The sequence below is a fragment of the Streptomyces sp. NPDC098101 genome (genome assembly GCF_044760185.1).
Taxonomy (GTDB): domain Bacteria; phylum Actinomycetota; class Actinomycetes; order Streptomycetales; family Streptomycetaceae; genus Streptomyces.
This window is the reverse complement of the sequence record NZ_JBIWAS010000005.1, coordinates 147,139-163,128: the sequence shown is the minus strand read 5'-3', so window position 1 is coordinate 163,128 and position 15,990 is coordinate 147,139. Positions and strand designations below refer to the sequence as shown.

Genomic DNA, 15,990 nt, shown 5'->3' with positions numbered 1-15,990 from the left:
ACGGGCCGTCGGTGGGTCCGGGGGCCACGGGAACGGGCTCCTTCAGGCTCATCCGGCCCCGTCCTGCTCGGCCTCCCAGCGCAGGGCCAGCGCCGCGGCCTTGCGGGCGGCCTCCGCGACCGCCTCGGGGCCGCCCTCGCCCGCGCGCGCCGCCGCGTACCCCACCAGGAAGGTGGTCAGGGGCGCGGCGGGACGGGCCACGTTGTGGGCGGCGTCGCGGGCCAGATCGAGCAGCACGCCGGTGTCGACGTCCAGCTCGATGCCCAGTTCGTCCTTGACTGCGGTGATCCATTCATCCAGCACGCTCCCATGCTCCCTGATGCGGGCGCGGGCCGTGGCGATGTCCTCCCAGGTGTCGCAGTCGAAGGAGGCGAGGGGGCCGGCGGGGAGCCGCACGAGCCGGAGCGCGTGCGTGAGGTGACGCAGCGGCAGATGGGCGAGACCGCCGTGGTCGTCCGCGAGCCGGTCCAGCGCGCGGCGCAGCGGACCGGTCCGGTACGCGGCGACGAGCGGCTGGTCGCGCCCCTCGGCGTCGGTGAGGAGCACGGCCTCGGCGCCGGGGTCCTCGTCCAGCGCGTCGAGGAGGCTCCGGACGGTGCCGCCGTCCAGGAAGGGCAGGTCGGCGGAGAGCACGAGCAGGACGGCGGCTTCCGTCTCCCGCGCCCCCGCGTCGAGGGCGGCCACCGGGCCGCCGCCGGGCGGGTCCTCCCTGGTCCAGCGGACGGGGCGGCCGGTCGGCCGGGGGGATCCGACGACCACGGTCCGGCCGGCGCCGGAGCAGGCCGCGAGCACCCGGTCGAGGAGGGTCCGGCCCCCGACCCGTACCCCGGGCTTGTCGGTGCCGCCCAGGCGCCGGGCGGCGCCCCCGGCGAGCACGACGGCGTCGTATGCGGTGGTCACCCCAGCAGTATGGGCCGCTGGGGGTCGCGGGCGCCCGGCCCGTCCCACGGGGAGAGACGGGCCGGGCGGCGGCGGGTGTCGTCAGACCGTGCGGAGCAGGACCGCCGGCTGTTCGACGCAGTCCGCCACGTACCGCAGGAAGCCGCCCGCCGTGCCGCCGTCGCAGACGCGGTGGTCGAAGGTGAACGAGAGCTGCACCACCTGACGCACCGCCAGTTCGCCTCGGTGCACCCAGGGCTTGGGGATGATCCGGCCGACGCCGAGCATGGCGGCCTCGGGGTGGTTGATGATCGGCGTGGAGCCGTCGACCCCGAACACCCCGTAGTTGTTGAGGGTGAACGTGCCCCCCGTCAGATCGGCCGGGGTGAGCGCGGACTGCCGGGCGGCCTCGGTCAGGCGCCCGAACTCCTCCGTCAGCGACTCGGCCGTCCGCGTCCCCGCGTTCCTGACCACGGGGACGACCAGGCCGCGCGGGGTCTGGGCGGCGAACCCGAGGTGCACGTCCGGCAGCCGGACGATCTCCCGGGCGGCGGTGTCGACCGTGGAGTTGAGCTCGGGGAACCGGGCCAGGGCGTGGACGCAGATCCGGGCGAGGAGCGCGAGCAGCGAGATCTTCGGCCCGCCCGCCGCGTTCATCGCCGCCCGCGCGGCCATCAGCTCGGTCGCGTCGGCGTCGACCCAGCAGGTCGCGTCCGGGATCTCCGTACGGCTGCGGGACAGCTTGTCCGCCACCGCGCCACGAACTCCGCGCAGCGGAACCCGCTCGCCCGCCGACGTGAGGGAGGTGGGGGGAACGGCAGGGGCGACGGGGGCGGGCGCCGGATAGGCATCCTGCGGGCCCCGGTCCGTCGCGAGGGCCAGCTCCACGTCGGCCCGCAGGATCAGGCCCTCGGGCCCCGACCCGCGCACCTGCCGCAGATCGAGCCCCCCGTCCCTGGCCAGCTTCCGGACGAGCGGCGAGATGACGGGCACGGGCCTCTGGTGGGTGGGGACAGGCGCGGGCACGGGCGCGGGGGTCGCGGCCGGACCCGTCTGCCGCACCCGGCGGCGCCGGGCGGCGGGCCCGGCAGTGCCGTACCCGACGAGGACGTTGCCGGAATACTCGGAAGACACGGCGGACTCCGGGGACGCGTCCGCCCCGGCGGCGGCTCCGGCGGCTTCCGCCGCGACAGCCACCGGCTCCGCCTCTCCCGTACCGCCCACGGCGACCGTCAGGAGCGGTGCCCCGACGGGCAGTTCGGTGCCCTCCTCGCCGTACCGGGCGGTGACGACGCCGCCGTACGGGCAGGGCACCTCGACCATGGCCTTGGCCGTCTCGACCTCGACGACCGGCTGGTCGACGGCGACGACGTCGCCGACGGCGACCAGCCAGCGCACGATCTCGGCCTCGGTGAGTCCCTCGCCGAGGTCGGGCAGCTTGAATTCGAGGACCTGGGCCATCAGTTGTCCGCCTCCCACTGGAGCCGGGCCACCGCGTCCAGGACCCGGTCCACGCCGGGCAGGTGGTGGCGCTCCAGCATCGGCGGCGGGTACGGGATGTCGAAGCCCGCGACCCGCAGCACCGGCGCCTCCAGGTGGTGGAAGCAGCGCTCGGTCACCCGGGCGGCGATCTCCGCGCCGGGACCGCCGAAGCCGGTCGACTCGTGGACCACGACCGCGCGTCCGGTGCGCCGCACCGAGGCGCAGACGGTCTCGTCGTCGAACGGCACGAGCGAGCGCAGGTCGACGACTTCGAGGTCCCAGCCCTCCGCCTGCGCGGCCTCGGCGGCCTCCAGGCAGACCGGAAGCGAGGGGCCGTAGGTGAGCAGGGTGGCGCCGGTGCCCCGGCGCCGCACGACGGCCCTGCCGATCGGCTCGACGGCCGCGGGGGCCTCGGGGGACCAGTCGGACTTGGACCAGTAGAGCCGCTTGGGCTCCAGGAAGACCACCGGGTCGTCGGAGGCGATGGCCGCGCGCAGCAGGCCGTAGGCGTCCTCGACGGTGGCCGGGGTGACGACGTGCAGGCCCGGGGTGGCCGTGTAGTAGGCCTCGGAGGAGTCGCTGTGGTGCTCGACGCCGCCGATCCCGCCGCCGTACGGGACGCGGATGACAATCGGCATCGGCATCGCGCCGCGCGTGCGGTTGCGCATCTTCGCCACGTGGGAGATCAGCTGCTCGAACGCCGGGTAGGCGAAGGCGTCGAACTGCATCTCGACGACCGGCCGCAGGCCGTACATGGCCATGCCGACGGCCGCGCCGAGGATGCCGGCCTCGGCCAGCGGGGTGTCCGTGCAGCGGTCCTCGCCGAACTCCTTCGCGAGCCCGTCGGTGACCCGGAAGACCCCGCCGAGGGTGCCGACGTCCTCGCCCATCACGTGGACGGTCGGGTCCTCGGCCATGGCGTCGCGCATGGCGCGCTGGAGCGCCTGCGCCATCGTGGCGGGCTTGGCCTTCCCGGCCCTGCCGCCGGTCCCGGCCGCCTTGGGTCCGGTCGTCGCGGTCGTCATCACGCCTCACCCTCGGCTTCGAGCTCGGCGCGCAGCTGCGCCGCCTGTTCGCGCAGCTGCGCGGTCTGCTCCGCGTACACGTGGGCGAACAGGTCCATCGGGTCGAGCACCGGGTCGGCGTTCATCCGTTCGCGCAGGTCGGCGGCCATCGTCTCGGCGGCCTCGGCGGCGGCGCGCCTGCCGTCCTCGTCGAGCAGGCCGCGCCCGGTCAGTTCCCGTTCGAGGATCAGGACGGGGTCGTGCGCCCGCCAGGTCTCGACCTCGTCGGCCTCGCGGTAGCGGGTGGCGTCGTCGGCGTTGGTGTGGGCGTCGATCCGGTAGGTGACGGCCTCGACGAGGGTCGGTCCGCCGCCGCGCCGCGCGCGTGCCACGGCCTCGGTGAGGACCTGGTGGACGGCGACCACGTCGTTTCCGTCGACGAGCCGGCCCGGCATCCCGTATCCGACAGCCTTGTGGGCGAGGGAGGGGGCGGCGGTCTGCTTGGCGAGGGGAACGGAGATCGCGAAGCCGTTGTTCTGGACGAGGAAGACCACGGGGGCCTGCCAGACGGCCGCGAAGTTCAGCGCCTCGTGGAAGTCGCCCTCGCTGGTGCCGCCGTCGCCGACCATGGCGAGGGCGACGACGCCGTCGCCCTTGAGGCGGGCGGCGTGGGCGAGGCCCACGGCGTGCGGGAGCTGGGTGGCCAGGGGGGTGCAGAGCGGGGCGATCCGGTGCTCGCGCGGGTCGTAGCCGGTGTGCCAGTCGCCGCGCAGCAGGGTCAGGGCCTGGACGGGGTCGAGGCCGCGGGCCACCGCCGCCAGGGTGTCGCGGTACGAGGGGAAGAGCCAGTCCCGGTCCTCCAGGACGGCCGCGGCGGCGATCTCGCACGCCTCCTGGCCGGTGGTGGACGGGTACACGGCGAGCCGGCCCTGCTTGGTGAGGGCGGTGGCCTGCGTGTTGTACCGGCGGCCGCGGACCAGCTCCGCGTAGAGCCTCAGCAACAGCGCGGGATCGGCGTCGGCCACGGCGTCCGTGCCGAGCACGCGCAGCGGCTCGGCGTCGGGCAGCAGCGGCGCGGGGTCGGTGCGCGGCCGCCACGTCGGCGGGGTGGTCCGGTGGGCGTGGGCGGCACCGGGCGGCTCTTGGACTGTCGAACTGCGCTGTCGCAACGAGTCCACCTCCTCGTGGGAGCGGGCATACAGCCCGAAGGCGGGCGGCGCGAGTGTGGTGCGCCTCACCTACCGATTGTTCGGTCGTGGAGGCATTTTGGCTATAGGCACCTCCAGCCTGTGGACAAACGGTTCTCCACAGCCTGGGATGGGAACAGGTCGTCCACCGGAGGAAGGCGGGGGCACATGGCGGATGAACAAATGGCCGACGAATGGGAGCAGGTCGTGTCACCGGCTCCCGACGCGGCGCTGCCGGGCCCGCCCGCGCGCCCGCTGGACGCCATCGACCGCGACATCCTGCGCATACTCCAAACGGACGGCCGCGCCTCGATCCGCTCCGTGGCCGAGCGGGTGCACGTCTCCCGGGCCAACGCCTACGCGCGGATCAACCGGCTCATCGACGACGGGGTGATCCGCGGCTTCAGCGCGCGCGTGAACCACGAGCGGGCGGGCCACGGCGCCTCCGCGTACATCACGCTCAAGATCGTCCAGAACTCCTGGCGGACCGTGCGCGAGCAGCTCCAGGCCCTGCCCGGGGCCGCGCACATCGCGCTGGTCAGCGGCGATTTCGACGTACTGCTCCTGGTGCACACCCCGGACAACCGGACCCTGCGCGAGCTGGTGCTGACCAAGCTCCAGTCGATCCCGGAGGTGCTCTCCACCCGGACCCTGCTGGTCTTCGAGGAGACGGACCTCGACCCGGACCACTGAGACGGCCCGGGCCGGGCCCGCCGAGGTCGTCAGCGGGCCGTCCGCAGCCCGTCGAAGGCCAGGTGGACGACGGTCTCGGCGATCCGCCGCCGCTCCGCCGCCGTGTCCGGATGCGGCCGGTACCACTCCACCAGCGAGTTGATCATGCCGAAGAGCAGCCGGGTCGCGAGCCGGATGTCCACGTCGGCCCGCAGGTCGCCCTCGGCGACGGCCGCCTTCAGCAGGTCGGCCACCCGGTGGTCGAACTCGCGGCGCCGCTCCATCGCCCACCGCTCGGTGGCCGTGTTGCCGCGCACCCGCAGGAGCAGCGTCACGTACGGCAGCTCCTCGACCAGCACCTCGACGGTGCGGCGCGTGACGTACTCGACCCGCTCGACGGCCCGGCCCCGCCCGGCTCCCGGCTCGTCGAGGACCGCGAAGAGCCCGTCGAGCGCCCGGCTGACCGCCCGCCGGAGCAGCTCCTCCTTGCCGGACACGTGGTGGTAGATCGACGACTTGGAGATGCCCGCCGCCTTGGACAGGTGCTCCATGGAGGTGCCGTCGTAACCGCGCTCGTTGAAGACCCGCACCGCGACCGAGAGCAGCGTCTCGGGGGTGTACGTGTCGCGCTTCGCCGTGGTCATCGCGCGTCCCGTCCTTCCTCGGCGTATCCCCGGCGGGCGGTGCCCAGGCTCGGCGCGTACCGGCCCGTCGGGTAGCGCTCGTGCAGCGACAGGAGCAGCCCCCGTACGCGCGCGTGGCCCACTTTCTCCGCCCACTCCAGCGGCCCCAGCGGATAGTTCACGCCGAGCCGCATCGCCGTGTCGACGTCCTCGGCGGTGGCGACCCCCCGGTCGACCGCGTCGGCCGCGAGGTCGGCCAGCATCGCGACCGTACGGGCGACGATCATGCCGGGTACGTCGCCGATGACGGACACCTGCTTGCCGAGGGCCTGGAAGAGGCCGACGGCCTCGGCGAGGGACTCGGGCGAGGTGTGCTCGCCGGTCGACAGCACGATCCGGGACGCGCGCGCGTAGTCCAGCGCGAGGTCGAAGTAGACGATCTCCTCGTTGTAGTACTCGAAGGCGGTCTCGCCGTCGGCCAGGCTGAGCTCGGCGCCGCCGGGCAGCTGGACGTATCCGTTGCCGCCCTTGCGCCGGACCTTGATCCCGGCCTCCCCGAAGAGCCCCACCAGCGGCTCGGCGGGTCCCAGATCGCCCCGGACGGTGATCTTCTCCGGTGCCTTCGCCGGCGGGGCCGTGTGCGGCTCGGGACGCTCGGCGCCCTCCGCGTACGAGAACCAGCCGTGGCCCGTCTTGCGGCCGAGGCGGCCGGACTCGACGAGCCGGCGCTGCGCGAGCGACGGGGTGAACTTGGGGTCCTGGTGGAAGGAGTCCCAGACGGATCGGGTGACGGCCTCGTTCACGTCCTGGCCGATCAGGTCGGTCAGCTCGAACGGGCCCATGCGGAAGCCGCCGCTCTCGCGCAGGGCGGCGTCGATGGTGGCCGGGTCGGCCCCGCCCTCCTCGTACACCCGCAGCGCCTCGGCGTAGAAGGGGCGCGCGACCCGGTTCACGATGAAGCCGGGGGTGTCCGCGCAGCGCACCGGCGTCTTGCCCCAGCCCTTCACCGTCCCGTACGCGCGCGTGGCGACGTCCGGGTCGGTGGCGAAGCCGCTGACGACCTCGACGAGCGGGAGCAGCGGCGCCGGGTTGAAGAAGTGCAGTCCGACGAACCGGCCGGGCAGCCGCAGGCCCCCGGCGATCGCGGTGACGGAGAGCGACGAGGTGTTGGTGGCGAGGACGGCGTCGTCGCCGACGACCTCCTCCAGGTCGGCGAAGAGCCGCCGCTTGACCGCCAGGTCCTCGACGATCGCCTCGACGACGAGGGCCGCGTCCGCGAGCTCGGCGAGCTCCTCGGCCGCGTGCAGCCGTCCGACGGCCGCCTCGCGCGCGTCGGCGTCCAGGCGGCCCTTCTCCACGAGCCGGTCGAGACGGGCGGCGAGGGCGGCCACGGCCTCCCGCGCCCGGCCGGGGGCGCTGTCGTAGAGGCGCACGGGGTGGCCGGCGACCAGCGCGACCTGGGCGATGCCCTGCCCCATGGTCCCGGTGCCGACGACGGCGACGACGCGGTCCCGCCCGACGGGTTCCGCGGCTCCGGCCGGGTCCGGCTCCACGGCCCCCGTCCGGTCCGTCTCCACGGCTTCAACGCGTTCCTGCTCCACGGCGGCGGCCTCGTTGGCGGTCACGTCGTCGCTCCCCCTGACGGTCACGTCGGCACTCATGGGAGTGATCCTCCCCGATGGGTTTTCCACAGGATCGCCGGGCCCCCTTGTCCCGACCGATCGTTCGGTTACTCTAACTCCGTACGTGTCTCCCTGCCCAGCTCGACGAGGAGTTGGTCCATCCATGGCCACCGCTCAGCCGACCACCGACCGTCTGGCCGAGAAGCACCGGTCCACGCTCGACCAGGCGCTCGACACCATCCGCACCCGTGCCTACTGGTCGCCGCACCCCGAGCACCCGAAGGCGTACGGGGCGGACGGCTCGCTCGACGCGGCGGCCGGCCTCGCCGCGTACCAGTCCCTGCTGAACGGCCGCTTCGAGCTGGACCAGCCCGGCACGGACGGCTGGACCGGCGGCGAGGTCTCGCCGTACGGGCCGGAGCTCGGCGTCGAGTACCCGCACGCGGACATCGACGTCCTGCTGCCCGCCATGCGCGCGGGAGTGGGCGCCTGGCGGGACGCCGGGGCCGAGACGCGCGCCCTGGTCTGCCTGGAGATCCTCGCCCGGATCTCCGCCCGCACCCACGAGTTCGCCCACGCCGTCATGCACACCAGCGGCCAGGCGTTCATGATGGCGTTCCAGGCCGGTGGCCCGCACGCCCAGGACCGCGGCCTGGAGGCCGTGGCGTACGCGTACGCGGAGCAGACCCGCACCCCCGCCGGGCGGGCCGCCTGGTCCAAGCCCCAGGGCAAGCGCGACCCCCTGGAGCTGAGCAAGGAGTTCACCCCGGTCGGCCGGGGCGTCGCCCTGGTGATCGGCTGCAACACCTTCCCCACCTGGAACGGCTACCCGGGCCTGTTCGCCTCCCTCGCCACCGGCAACCCGGTGCTGGTCAAGCCCCACCCGCGCGCGGTCCTGCCGCTCGCGCTCACCGTCCGGATCGCCCGCGAGGTGCTCGCCGAGACGGGCTTCGACCCGAACCTGGTGGCGCTCGCCGTCGAGCGTCCCGGCGAGGGCATCGCGAAGACCCTGGCCGTGCGCCCCGAGGTCCGGATCATCGACTACACCGGCTCGACCGCCTTCGGCGACTGGCTGGAGGCCAACGCCCGCCAGGCCCAGGTCTACACCGAGAAGGCCGGGGTCAACACGGTCGTGGTGGACTCCACCGACGACTACAAGGGGATGCTCGGCAACCTGGCCTTCTCGCTGTCCCTCTACAGCGGCCAGATGTGCACCACCCCGCAGAACCTGCTGATCCCCCGCGACGGCATCGCCACCGACCAGGGCCCCAGGTCGTACGACGAGGTCACGGCCGACCTGGCGGCGGCGGTCGGCGGCCTGCTCGGCGACGACGCCCGGGCCAACGGCCTGCTGGGCGCCCTGGTCAACCCGGACGTGAAGGCGCGCCTGGAGGCCGCCGCCGACCTCGGCGAGGTGGCGCTGGCCTCCCGCCAGGTGGTCAACCCGGACTTCCCCGACGCCGTGGTCCGCACCCCGGTGATCGTGAAGCTGGACGGCGACAAGCCGGAGGCCCGGGAGGCGTACTTCTCGGAGTGCTTCGGCCCGGTCTCCTTCGCCGTCGCGGTGGACTCCACCGCCGACGCCCTGGAGCTGCTGCGGCGCACGGTCCGCGAGAAGGGCGCGATGACGGTCGGCGCGTACACGACCTCGGCGGAGGTCGAGCGCGCGGTGGAGGAGGTCTGCCTGGAGGAGTCGGCCCAGCTCTCGCTGAACCTGACGGGCGGGGTGTACGTGAACCAGACGGCCGCGTTCTCCGACTTCCACGGCTCCGGCGGGAACCCGGCGGCGAACGCCGCCCTGTGCGACGGAGCCTTCGTCTCCAACCGCTTCCGGGTGGTGGAGGTCCGCCGCCAGGCCTGACCTCCCGCGTGCGGCGGGGCCCGGCCGGGCCCCGCCGTCCTAAGGGGTGTCGATCTCCGCGTACCGCTGGATCCACGCGTGCATGGCGATGGCGGCGGCCGCCCCCGCGTTGATCGACCGGGTGGAGCCGAACTGGGCGATCGAGCAGACCCGCTCCACGTGGGCGCGGGCCTCCTCGGTGAGCCCGGGGCCCTCCTGCCCGAAGAGCAGGACGCAGCGGCGGGGGAGCACGGTCCGTTCGAGGGGCACGGCGCCGGGCAGGTTGTCGATGCCGATGACGGGCAGGCCCTCGGCCGCCGCCCACGAGGTCAGCGACTCGGTGTCCGGGTGGTGGCGGACGTGCTGGTAGCGGTCGGTGACCATGGCGCCGCGCCGGTTCCAGCGCCGTCGGCCCACGATGTGGACCTCCTTGGCCAGGAAGGCGTTGGCGGTCCGTACCACCGAGCCGATGTTGAAGTCGTGGCCCCAGTTCTCCACCGCCACGTGGAAGTCGTGGCGCCGGGTGTCCAGGTCGGCGACGACCGCCTCGCGCGTCCAGTACCGGTAGCGGTCGACGACGTTGCGCCGGTCGCCCCCGGCGAGCAGCTCGGGGTCGTACCGCTCGTCCTCGGGCCACGGCTCCGGGTGCGGCCCGACGCCGACCTCGGGGCCGTACCCCTCGTCGTACTGGACCGGCTCCGGGTCGGGTCCGGCGGTCTCCGGCCCGGTCCCGGGCGTCTCTTCGGTGGTGCTCACCCGACGAGGGTACGGGGGCCGTGCTCCTCGTCCGTACGGCGCTGCTCGGGCAGCTTCCCGTCCGGTGTCCGCCGCAGCAGCCGGTCGCGGACCCGGGTCGCCCGGGCGCCGAGGGCCACCAGGAAGACCGTCGGCAGGAACACCGCGTCGGCGGAGATCATCGCCAGCGAGAAGACCGGCAGGCCGAGGAGCAGGGCGATCCCGGCGTGCTCCAGCATCATCGCGACGAGGAGGACGTTCTTGACCTTGCGGTTGAAGAGCGTGAAGGGGAAGGCGACCTGCACGATCACCGTGCCGTAGGTCAGCACCATGACCATGATCCCGCTGGCGGCGAGCAGCTCGGAGAGGGCGGGCCAGGGCGTGAAGTAGTCGAGGTGGAGCGGGTAGAACAGCGCGGTGCCGTCCTGCCAGCGGGAGCCCTGGATCTTGTACCAGCCGGCCGTGGCGTAGATCAGGCAGACCTCCGCCATGAGCACCAGCAGGGCGGCGTTGTGCGCGAGGTGGGCGAGGGCGTCGAGCAGGGTGCGGGGCTCCCCCGGGGCGTACCGGGAGACCAGCCACCACAGCGCGTTCCCCAGCCAGAGCACCCACAGCAGCACCGGCATCCACCACTCGCCGCTGACGTCGGAGAACCAGGTGGCGGCCATGAGGAAGCCGCCGAGCACGATCCACAGCAGCGGCCCGGTGAGGTCGCGGCGCGGGGGCTCCCCGGCGCGGGCGGCGCGGTCCTCTCGGGCCGCCCTCCGGGCGTCGAGGGACCACACCTGCGAGCAGCGGGTCAGGACGAGGTAGAGCGCGGCGAGGTGGAGGACGTTGTCGCCGCCGTCGCCCACGAAGACGGCGCGGTTCTGCAGCGAGAGGACCCCGGCCATGAAGACCACGGAGACGGCCCGGGTGCGCCAGCCCACCAGGAGGAGGGCGGCGGAGAGCAACGCGAGTCCGTAGACGAGCTCGAACCAGATCCGGCCGTCCGACCACATGAGCACGGTGAAGGCCCGGTTGTCGGAGATCAGCCGCTCTGCCATCCCCCAGGACCAGGGGCTGTCGAGGCCGTACAGCTGGTGCCGGTGGGGCAGCTCGCGCAGCAGGAAGACCAGCCAGGTCAGCGAGAAGCCGATCCGGACGATCGCGGTCTGGTACGGGCCGAGGGAGCGGCCGGTGACGGTCTGGACGGCACGGGCGAGCCGTCGGTCGAAGGGCTCGCGGGCACGCGCGGGCGTGGCGGTGGACACGGGCGTCGGCGTCGGCGTCGGGGCGCTCATCGGGCCTCCTCCGTACGGTTCCGGTCGGCGCCGGCGTCGGTGGACCGGTCGGCGTCGGTGATCCGCCACCACGGGAAGTCGCGGGAGGAGGGGGAGGGCTTCGACTTCTCGGTGCTCCACGCCGGCGCGGGGACGCGCCGGGTGACGGAGCGGAGCTGGATGCGCCGCACCTCGGAGTCCGCGAGGGCCGGGAGGGCGTCGAGCCGCTGCACCGCGATCCGGCGCATGTACTGCTCCGAGAGGCGGCCGCGCGGCCCGTTGGAGCGGTGGTCGTCGGAGTGCGTGTTGGAGTAGAAGTCCAGGGCCCTGCGGAGCTGGTTCTGCTGGGTGTGGCTCGGCATCGGGTTGTGGCGGATCGCCTCGGTGTCCTGGGCGGTGAGGTCGATCCAGCCGGTGGTCCGGCGGGTGCCGTCGGGGGCGGTGACCTCGGCGCGGACCTCGACGGAGACGTTCTGCTGGAGCGGGTTGGGTGCGAAGAGCTTCCAGTTCTGCTCGAACTCGGGGTAGATCCAGTCGTCCACGGCCCGGCCGTTCTGCTTGGTCAGCGTGTTGGACGGCGCCACGTGCAGGAAGACCATCGCCAGGTGGACGCAGGCGAAGACGCCGGTGACGGCGAGCGCGACGGCGACGACGACCTGGTACGGCAGGGACAGGGCCATGATCCCGGTGCCCGCCCCGGTCGTGCCGGGCGTCCCCGTCCCGCCGGTCGTGCCGGGCTCCCCGGCGGTCCGCGAGGACGCGGGGTCCAGGGGGGCGGGGGGCGGCTCCTCCGGGGGTGTCCGCCGGTCGCCGCTCACCTCGACCGCGTCCTTTTCGACGTACGCGTCCATCCCGCCCCGATCCCGATCGGCCCACCTCGGTTATCCACAGGGTTGACACCATACGGGCCGTCGTCTCACCATTGAAGCCAATGAACCGAACGATCGGTCGGTAGGGGATCTGATGACCGCAGTGACGGCAGGAACGGCAGGGACCGCGGGCACGGCGGGCGGCGCGGGCACGACCGGCGCGGCGGACGCGGCCGCGGTGGAGGCGGCCGCCCACGAGGCCGTCTTCGACGCCGCCGTCGCCGCCGACGAGCGCATCGAGCCGCGCGACTGGATGCCCGAGGCCTATCGCGCCTCGCTCGTCCGGCAGATCGCGCAGCACGCCCACTCCGAGATCATCGGGATGCAGCCCGAGGCGAACTGGATCACCCGCGCGCCCTCGCTGCGCCGCAAGGCGATCCTGATGGCCAAGGTGCAGGACGAGGCCGGCCACGGCCTCTACCTGTACAGCGCGGCGGAGACCCTCGGCACCAGCCGCGACGAGCTGCTCGACAAGCTCCACTCCGGCCGCCAGAAGTACTCCTCGATCTTCAACTACCCCACGCTGACCTGGGCCGACGTCGGCGCGATCGGCTGGCTGGTGGACGGCGCCGCGATCACCAACCAGGTCCCCCTGTGCCGCTGCTCCTACGGTCCGTACGCCCGCGCGATGGTCCGGGTCTGCAAGGAGGAGTCCTTCCACCAGCGGCAGGGGTACGAGGCGCTGCTCGCCCTGTCGAACGGCACCGAGGCCCAGCACGCCATGGCGCAGGACGCGGTGGACCGCTGGTGGTGGCCCTCGCTGATGATGTTCGGCCCGCCGGACGACGAGTCGACCCACACGGCCCAGGCGATGGCCTGGAAGATCAAGCGCCACTCCAACGACGAGCTGCGGCAGCGCTTCGTCGACATCGCCGCGCCGCAGGCCGACGCGCTCGGCCTCACCCTCCCCGACCCGGACCTCCGGTGGAACGAGGAGCGCGGGCACTACGACTTCGGGCCGATCGACTGGACCGAGTTCTGGGACGTCCTCAAGGGGAACGGCCCCTGCAACGACCAGCGGCTGAGCAGGCGGCGCCAGGCCCACGAGGACGGCGCCTGGGTCAGGGAAGCGGCGGCGGCCTACGCGGACAAGCACACCGGCGGAAACAACGGGAAGGCACAGGCATGACGAGCGACGGTTGGCCGCTGTGGGAGGTGTTCGTGCGCTCGCGCCGCGGACTGTCCCACACCCACGCGGGCAGTCTCCACGCGCCCGACGCGGAGATGGCCCTGCGCAACGCCCGCGACCTGTACACCCGCAGGAGCGAGGGCGTCTCGATCTGGGTCGTGCCCTCCGCGGCGATCACCGCCTCCTCGCCCGACGAGAAGGACCCCTTCTTCGACCCGGCGGCGGACAAGCCCTACCGCCACCCGACGTTCTACGAGATCCCGGAGGGGGTGAAGCACCTGTGAGCACCCCGGACACCCGAGAAGGCGCCGCCACCCGCGAGACCGGTGCCGCCGTGCCCGTCGGCGCGGCCCTCGCCCTCGGCGACGATGCCCTCGTCCTCTCCCACCGCCTGGGGGAGTGGGCCGGCTCCGCCCCCGTCCTGGAGGAGGAGGTCGCCCTGGCCAACATCGCGCTGGACCTCCTCGGCCAGGCCCGCGTCCTGCTCTCCCTCGTCGGCGACGAGGACGAACTGGCCTACCTCCGGGAGGAGCGCTCCTTCCGGAACGTCCAGCTCGTCGAGCAGCCGAACGGCGACTTCGCCCACACCATCGCCCGCCAGCTGTACTTCTCCACCTACCAGCACCTCCTGTACGCGCGGCTGGCCTCCGGCGACGGGCCCTTCGCGGGTCTCGCGGCGAAGGCCGTCAAGGAGGTCGCCTACCACCGGGACCACGCCGAGCACTGGACGCTGCGCCTCGGCGACGGCACCCCCGAGAGCCACGCGCGGATGAGCCGGGCCTGCGAGGCCCTGTGGCGGTACACCGGCGAGCTGTTCCGGCCGGTCGAGGGGCTCGACGTGGACCACGCCGCCCTGGAGAGCGCCTGGCTGGAGTCGGTGACGGACGTCCTCGGCAGGGCCACGCTCACCGTGCCCTCCGGGCCGCGCACCGGCGCCTGGAGCGCGGGCGCGGGCCGCCAGGGCCTGCACACCGAGTCCTTCGGGCGGATGCTGGCCGAGATGCAGCACCTGCACCGCAGCCACCCGGGGGCGTCGTGGTGACCATGACGGCCCTGGAGGAGGAGCTGAGCCGGGTCGCCGGCTCCGTCCCCGACCCCGAGCTGCCCGTCCTCACCCTGGAGGAGCTGGGCGTCATGCGGGGCGTCCACGTCACCGGCCCCGGCCGGGTCGAGGTCACCCTCACCCCGACGTACACGGGCTGCCCCGCGATCGAGGCCATGTCCTCGGACATCGAGCGCGCCCTCCACGACCACGGGGTCCCGGAGGTCTCCGTCGTCACGGTCCTCACCCCCGCCTGGTCCACCGACGACATCAGCGAGGAGGGGCGGCGCAAGCTCACCGAGTTCGGCATCGCCCCGCCGCGCCCGCAGGGCCCGGCCGGCGGCCCGGTGCCGCTGACGCTGGCGATCCGCTGCCCGCACTGCGGTTCCACCGACACCGAGCTCCTGAGCCGCTTCTCCTCCACCGCGTGCAAGGCCCTGCGCCGCTGCACCGCCTGCCGCGAACCGTTCGACCACTTCAAGGAGCTGTAGATGGTGTCCTCAGGCGCGGGACGGGCCGGGTTCCATCCGCTCGCGGTCAGCGAGGTCGAGCGGCTCACGGACGACTCCGTGGCCGTCACCTTCGCGGTCCCGCCCGAGCTCCACGAGACGTACCGGCACCTGCCCGGCCAGCACCTCGCGCTGCGGCGCACCGACGAGCGGGGCGGGGAGGTGCGGCGCACGTACTCGATCTGCGCCCCCGCCGCCCCGGCCGGCGAGCCCCCCGTCCTGCGTGTCGGCATCCGGCTCGTGGACGGCGGCGCGTTCTCGACGTACGCCCTCAAGGAGCTGGCCGTCGGCGACCTCGTCGAGGTCATGGAGCCGATGGGCCGCTTCACGCTCGCCCCGCGCCCCGGATACTTCGCGGCCGTCGTCGGCGGCAGCGGCATCACCCCGGTGCTCTCGATGGCGGCCACCCTGCTCGCCCGCGAGCCGGAGGCCCGGTTCTGCCTGGTCCGGAGCGACCGCACCGCCGCGTCCACGATGTTCCTGGACGAGGTGGCCGACCTCAAGGATCGCTACCCGGGCCGCTTCCAGCTGGTCACCGTGCTCTCCCGGGAGGAGCAGCAGGCGGGCCTGCCGTCCGGCCGGCTCGACCGCGAGCGGCTCGCCGGACTGCTTCCCGCGCTGCTGCCGGTCGGCGAGGTCGAGGGCTGGTTCCTGTGCGGCCCGTTCGGGCTCGTGCAGGGCGCCGAGCGGGCGCTGCGCGACCTGGGCGTCGACCGGGGCCGGATCCACCAGGAGATCTTCCACGTCGACGACGGCTCCGCGCCCGCGGTGGCCCCGGCGGCCGACGCCCCCGCGCACGCCACCCTGACCGCGACCCTGCACGGCCGGTCCGGCACCTGGCCGGTGGAGCGGGGCGAAACGCTCCTGGACACCGTGCTCCGCGCCCGCGCGGACGCCCCGTACGCCTGCAAGGGCGGGGTGTGCGGCACCTGCCGGGCCTTCGTGGTCGGCGGCGAGGTGCGGATGGACCGCAACTTCGCCCTGGAGCCGGACGAGACGGAGGCCGGTTACGTCCTGGCCTGCCAGTCCCGCCCCACCACCGCCGACGTGGAGCTGGACTTCGACCGCTGACGGAGCCGGGCCGGATCGGGCTCGGTTTTCACGGAGAACGGCGCGAGGGGCGGGGACGGACCCG

The 15,990-nt window shown here is 73.7% G+C and carries 16 protein-coding genes; 7 read left to right on the top strand and 9 right to left on the bottom strand.

Annotated features, from left to right (window positions below):
- Positions 1 to 48 precede the first annotated feature (48 nt).
- The 4 genes from ACIQVI_RS23600 to pdhA form a co-directional block, all read right to left on the bottom strand.
- Positions 49 to 900, bottom strand: a complete 852-nt coding sequence (locus tag ACIQVI_RS23600) for an NTP transferase domain-containing protein (protein WP_351968822.1) — start codon at positions 898 to 900, stop codon at positions 49 to 51.
- Between the two features lie 81 nt (positions 901 to 981).
- Complete coding sequence (locus ACIQVI_RS23595) at positions 982 to 2,340, bottom strand: dihydrolipoamide acetyltransferase family protein (protein ID WP_403599045.1); 1,359 nt, start codon at positions 2,338 to 2,340, stop codon at positions 982 to 984.
- Positions 2,340 to 3,386 carry an alpha-ketoacid dehydrogenase subunit beta gene (locus ACIQVI_RS23590; protein ID WP_403599042.1) on the bottom strand — a complete coding sequence of 349 codons (1,047 nt, stop codon included), beginning with the start codon at positions 3,384 to 3,386 and terminating at the stop codon, positions 2,340 to 2,342. Before ACIQVI_RS23590 ends, ACIQVI_RS23595 begins: the two co-directional genes overlap by 1 nt.
- Positions 3,386 to 4,543, bottom strand: a complete 1,158-nt coding sequence (gene pdhA / locus ACIQVI_RS23585) for a pyruvate dehydrogenase (acetyl-transferring) E1 component subunit alpha (protein WP_403599772.1) — start codon at positions 4,541 to 4,543, stop codon at positions 3,386 to 3,388. The genes ACIQVI_RS23590 and pdhA overlap by 1 nt, the downstream gene beginning before the upstream one ends.
- Positions 4,544 to 4,735: 192 nt before the next feature.
- Between pdhA and ACIQVI_RS23580 the strand changes: the two genes are divergently transcribed.
- On the top strand, positions 4,736 to 5,245 hold the full coding sequence (locus ACIQVI_RS23580) for an Lrp/AsnC family transcriptional regulator (protein WP_121830109.1): 510 nt from the start codon (positions 4,736 to 4,738) through the stop codon (positions 5,243 to 5,245).
- A 29-nt stretch (positions 5,246 to 5,274) separates the two neighbouring features.
- On the opposite strand, the gene ACIQVI_RS23575 is transcribed toward ACIQVI_RS23580, so the two are convergent.
- Both ACIQVI_RS23575 and ACIQVI_RS23570 read right to left on the bottom strand, forming a co-directional pair.
- Positions 5,275 to 5,868: a TetR/AcrR family transcriptional regulator gene (locus ACIQVI_RS23575; protein WP_351968819.1), complete on the bottom strand. Its 594-nt coding sequence runs from the start codon at positions 5,866 to 5,868 to the stop codon at positions 5,275 to 5,277.
- On the bottom strand, positions 5,865 to 7,508 hold the full coding sequence (locus ACIQVI_RS23570; protein ID WP_403599039.1) for a 3-hydroxyacyl-CoA dehydrogenase: 1,644 nt from the start codon (positions 7,506 to 7,508) through the stop codon (positions 5,865 to 5,867). Before ACIQVI_RS23570 ends, ACIQVI_RS23575 begins: the two co-directional genes overlap by 4 nt.
- 124 nt (positions 7,509 to 7,632) lie before the next feature.
- Here ACIQVI_RS23570 and paaN point away from each other — a divergent pair, with 124 nt between their 5' ends.
- Complete coding sequence (gene paaN / locus ACIQVI_RS23565) at positions 7,633 to 9,330, top strand: phenylacetic acid degradation protein PaaN (RefSeq protein ID WP_403599034.1); 1,698 nt, start codon at positions 7,633 to 7,635, stop codon at positions 9,328 to 9,330.
- Positions 9,331 to 9,369: 39 nt separating this feature from the next.
- Here paaN and ACIQVI_RS23560 read toward each other — a convergent pair whose 3' ends face one another.
- From ACIQVI_RS23560 to ACIQVI_RS23550, 3 genes are read right to left on the bottom strand one after another with little or no spacing between them, the layout of a single operon-like run.
- The gene (locus ACIQVI_RS23560) at positions 9,370 to 10,065 is read right to left on the bottom strand and encodes a TrmH family RNA methyltransferase (protein ID WP_403599031.1); all 696 of its coding nucleotides are present in this window, start codon (positions 10,063 to 10,065) and stop codon (positions 9,370 to 9,372) included.
- Positions 10,062 to 11,327: an HTTM domain-containing protein gene (locus tag ACIQVI_RS23555; RefSeq protein WP_403599028.1), complete on the bottom strand. Its 1,266-nt coding sequence runs from the start codon at positions 11,325 to 11,327 to the stop codon at positions 10,062 to 10,064. The genes ACIQVI_RS23560 and ACIQVI_RS23555 overlap by 4 nt, the downstream gene beginning before the upstream one ends.
- Positions 11,324 to 12,157, bottom strand: a complete 834-nt coding sequence (locus tag ACIQVI_RS23550; RefSeq protein WP_403599025.1) for a DUF5819 family protein — start codon at positions 12,155 to 12,157, stop codon at positions 11,324 to 11,326. The genes ACIQVI_RS23555 and ACIQVI_RS23550 overlap by 4 nt, the downstream gene beginning before the upstream one ends.
- A 112-nt stretch (positions 12,158 to 12,269) precedes the next feature.
- Here ACIQVI_RS23550 and paaA point away from each other — a divergent pair, with 112 nt between their 5' ends.
- The 5 genes from paaA to ACIQVI_RS23525 are packed head-to-tail and all read left to right on the top strand — an operon-like array spanning position 12,270 to position 15,926.
- The gene (paaA, locus tag ACIQVI_RS23545) at positions 12,270 to 13,304 is read left to right on the top strand and encodes a 1,2-phenylacetyl-CoA epoxidase subunit PaaA (RefSeq protein WP_121830102.1); all 1,035 of its coding nucleotides are present in this window, start codon (positions 12,270 to 12,272) and stop codon (positions 13,302 to 13,304) included.
- Positions 13,301 to 13,588: a 1,2-phenylacetyl-CoA epoxidase subunit PaaB gene (gene paaB / locus ACIQVI_RS23540; RefSeq protein ID WP_030206642.1), complete on the top strand. Its 288-nt coding sequence runs from the start codon at positions 13,301 to 13,303 to the stop codon at positions 13,586 to 13,588. The genes paaA and paaB overlap by 4 nt, the downstream gene beginning before the upstream one ends.
- Entirely contained in the window at positions 13,585 to 14,346 is a 762-nt protein-coding gene (gene paaC, locus ACIQVI_RS23535; protein ID WP_391165846.1) for a 1,2-phenylacetyl-CoA epoxidase subunit PaaC, read from the top strand. Before paaB ends, paaC begins: the two co-directional genes overlap by 4 nt.
- Positions 14,340 to 14,837, top strand: coding sequence for a 1,2-phenylacetyl-CoA epoxidase subunit PaaD (paaD, locus tag ACIQVI_RS23530; protein ID WP_351971073.1), 498 nt, complete (start codon positions 14,340 to 14,342; stop codon positions 14,835 to 14,837). Before paaC ends, paaD begins: the two co-directional genes overlap by 7 nt.
- The gene (locus ACIQVI_RS23525) at positions 14,838 to 15,926 is read left to right on the top strand and encodes a 2Fe-2S iron-sulfur cluster-binding protein (RefSeq protein ID WP_403599018.1); all 1,089 of its coding nucleotides are present in this window, start codon (positions 14,838 to 14,840) and stop codon (positions 15,924 to 15,926) included. It begins immediately after the preceding gene.
- Positions 15,927 to 15,990: the final 64 nt, after the last annotated feature.

Excerpts from the sequence above, each read along its gene's own strand:
- ACIQVI_RS23555 (WP_403599028.1), bottom strand. The coding sequence starts at position 11,327 with ATGAGCGCCCCGACGCCGACGCCGACGCCCGTGTCCACCGCCACGCCC.
- paaA (WP_121830102.1), top strand. The coding sequence starts at position 12,270 with ATGACCGCAGTGACGGCAGGAACGGCAGGGACCGCGGGCACGGCGGGC.
- ACIQVI_RS23595 (WP_403599045.1), bottom strand. The coding sequence starts at position 2,340 with ATGGCCCAGGTCCTCGAATTCAAGCTGCCCGACCTCGGCGAGGGACTC.
- ACIQVI_RS23570 (WP_403599039.1), bottom strand. The coding sequence starts at position 7,508 with ATGAGTGCCGACGTGACCGTCAGGGGGAGCGACGACGTGACCGCCAAC.
- ACIQVI_RS23525 (WP_403599018.1), top strand. The coding sequence starts at position 14,838 with ATGGTGTCCTCAGGCGCGGGACGGGCCGGGTTCCATCCGCTCGCGGTC.
- ACIQVI_RS23580 (WP_121830109.1), top strand. The coding sequence starts at position 4,736 with ATGGCCGACGAATGGGAGCAGGTCGTGTCACCGGCTCCCGACGCGGCG.
- ACIQVI_RS23550 (WP_403599025.1), bottom strand. The coding sequence starts at position 12,157 with ATGGACGCGTACGTCGAAAAGGACGCGGTCGAGGTGAGCGGCGACCGG.
- ACIQVI_RS23575 (WP_351968819.1), bottom strand. The coding sequence starts at position 5,868 with ATGACCACGGCGAAGCGCGACACGTACACCCCCGAGACGCTGCTCTCG.
- paaB (WP_030206642.1), top strand. The coding sequence starts at position 13,301 with ATGACGAGCGACGGTTGGCCGCTGTGGGAGGTGTTCGTGCGCTCGCGC.
- ACIQVI_RS23590 (WP_403599042.1), bottom strand. The coding sequence starts at position 3,386 with ATGACGACCGCGACGACCGGACCCAAGGCGGCCGGGACCGGCGGCAGG.
- paaN (WP_403599034.1), top strand. The coding sequence starts at position 7,633 with ATGGCCACCGCTCAGCCGACCACCGACCGTCTGGCCGAGAAGCACCGG.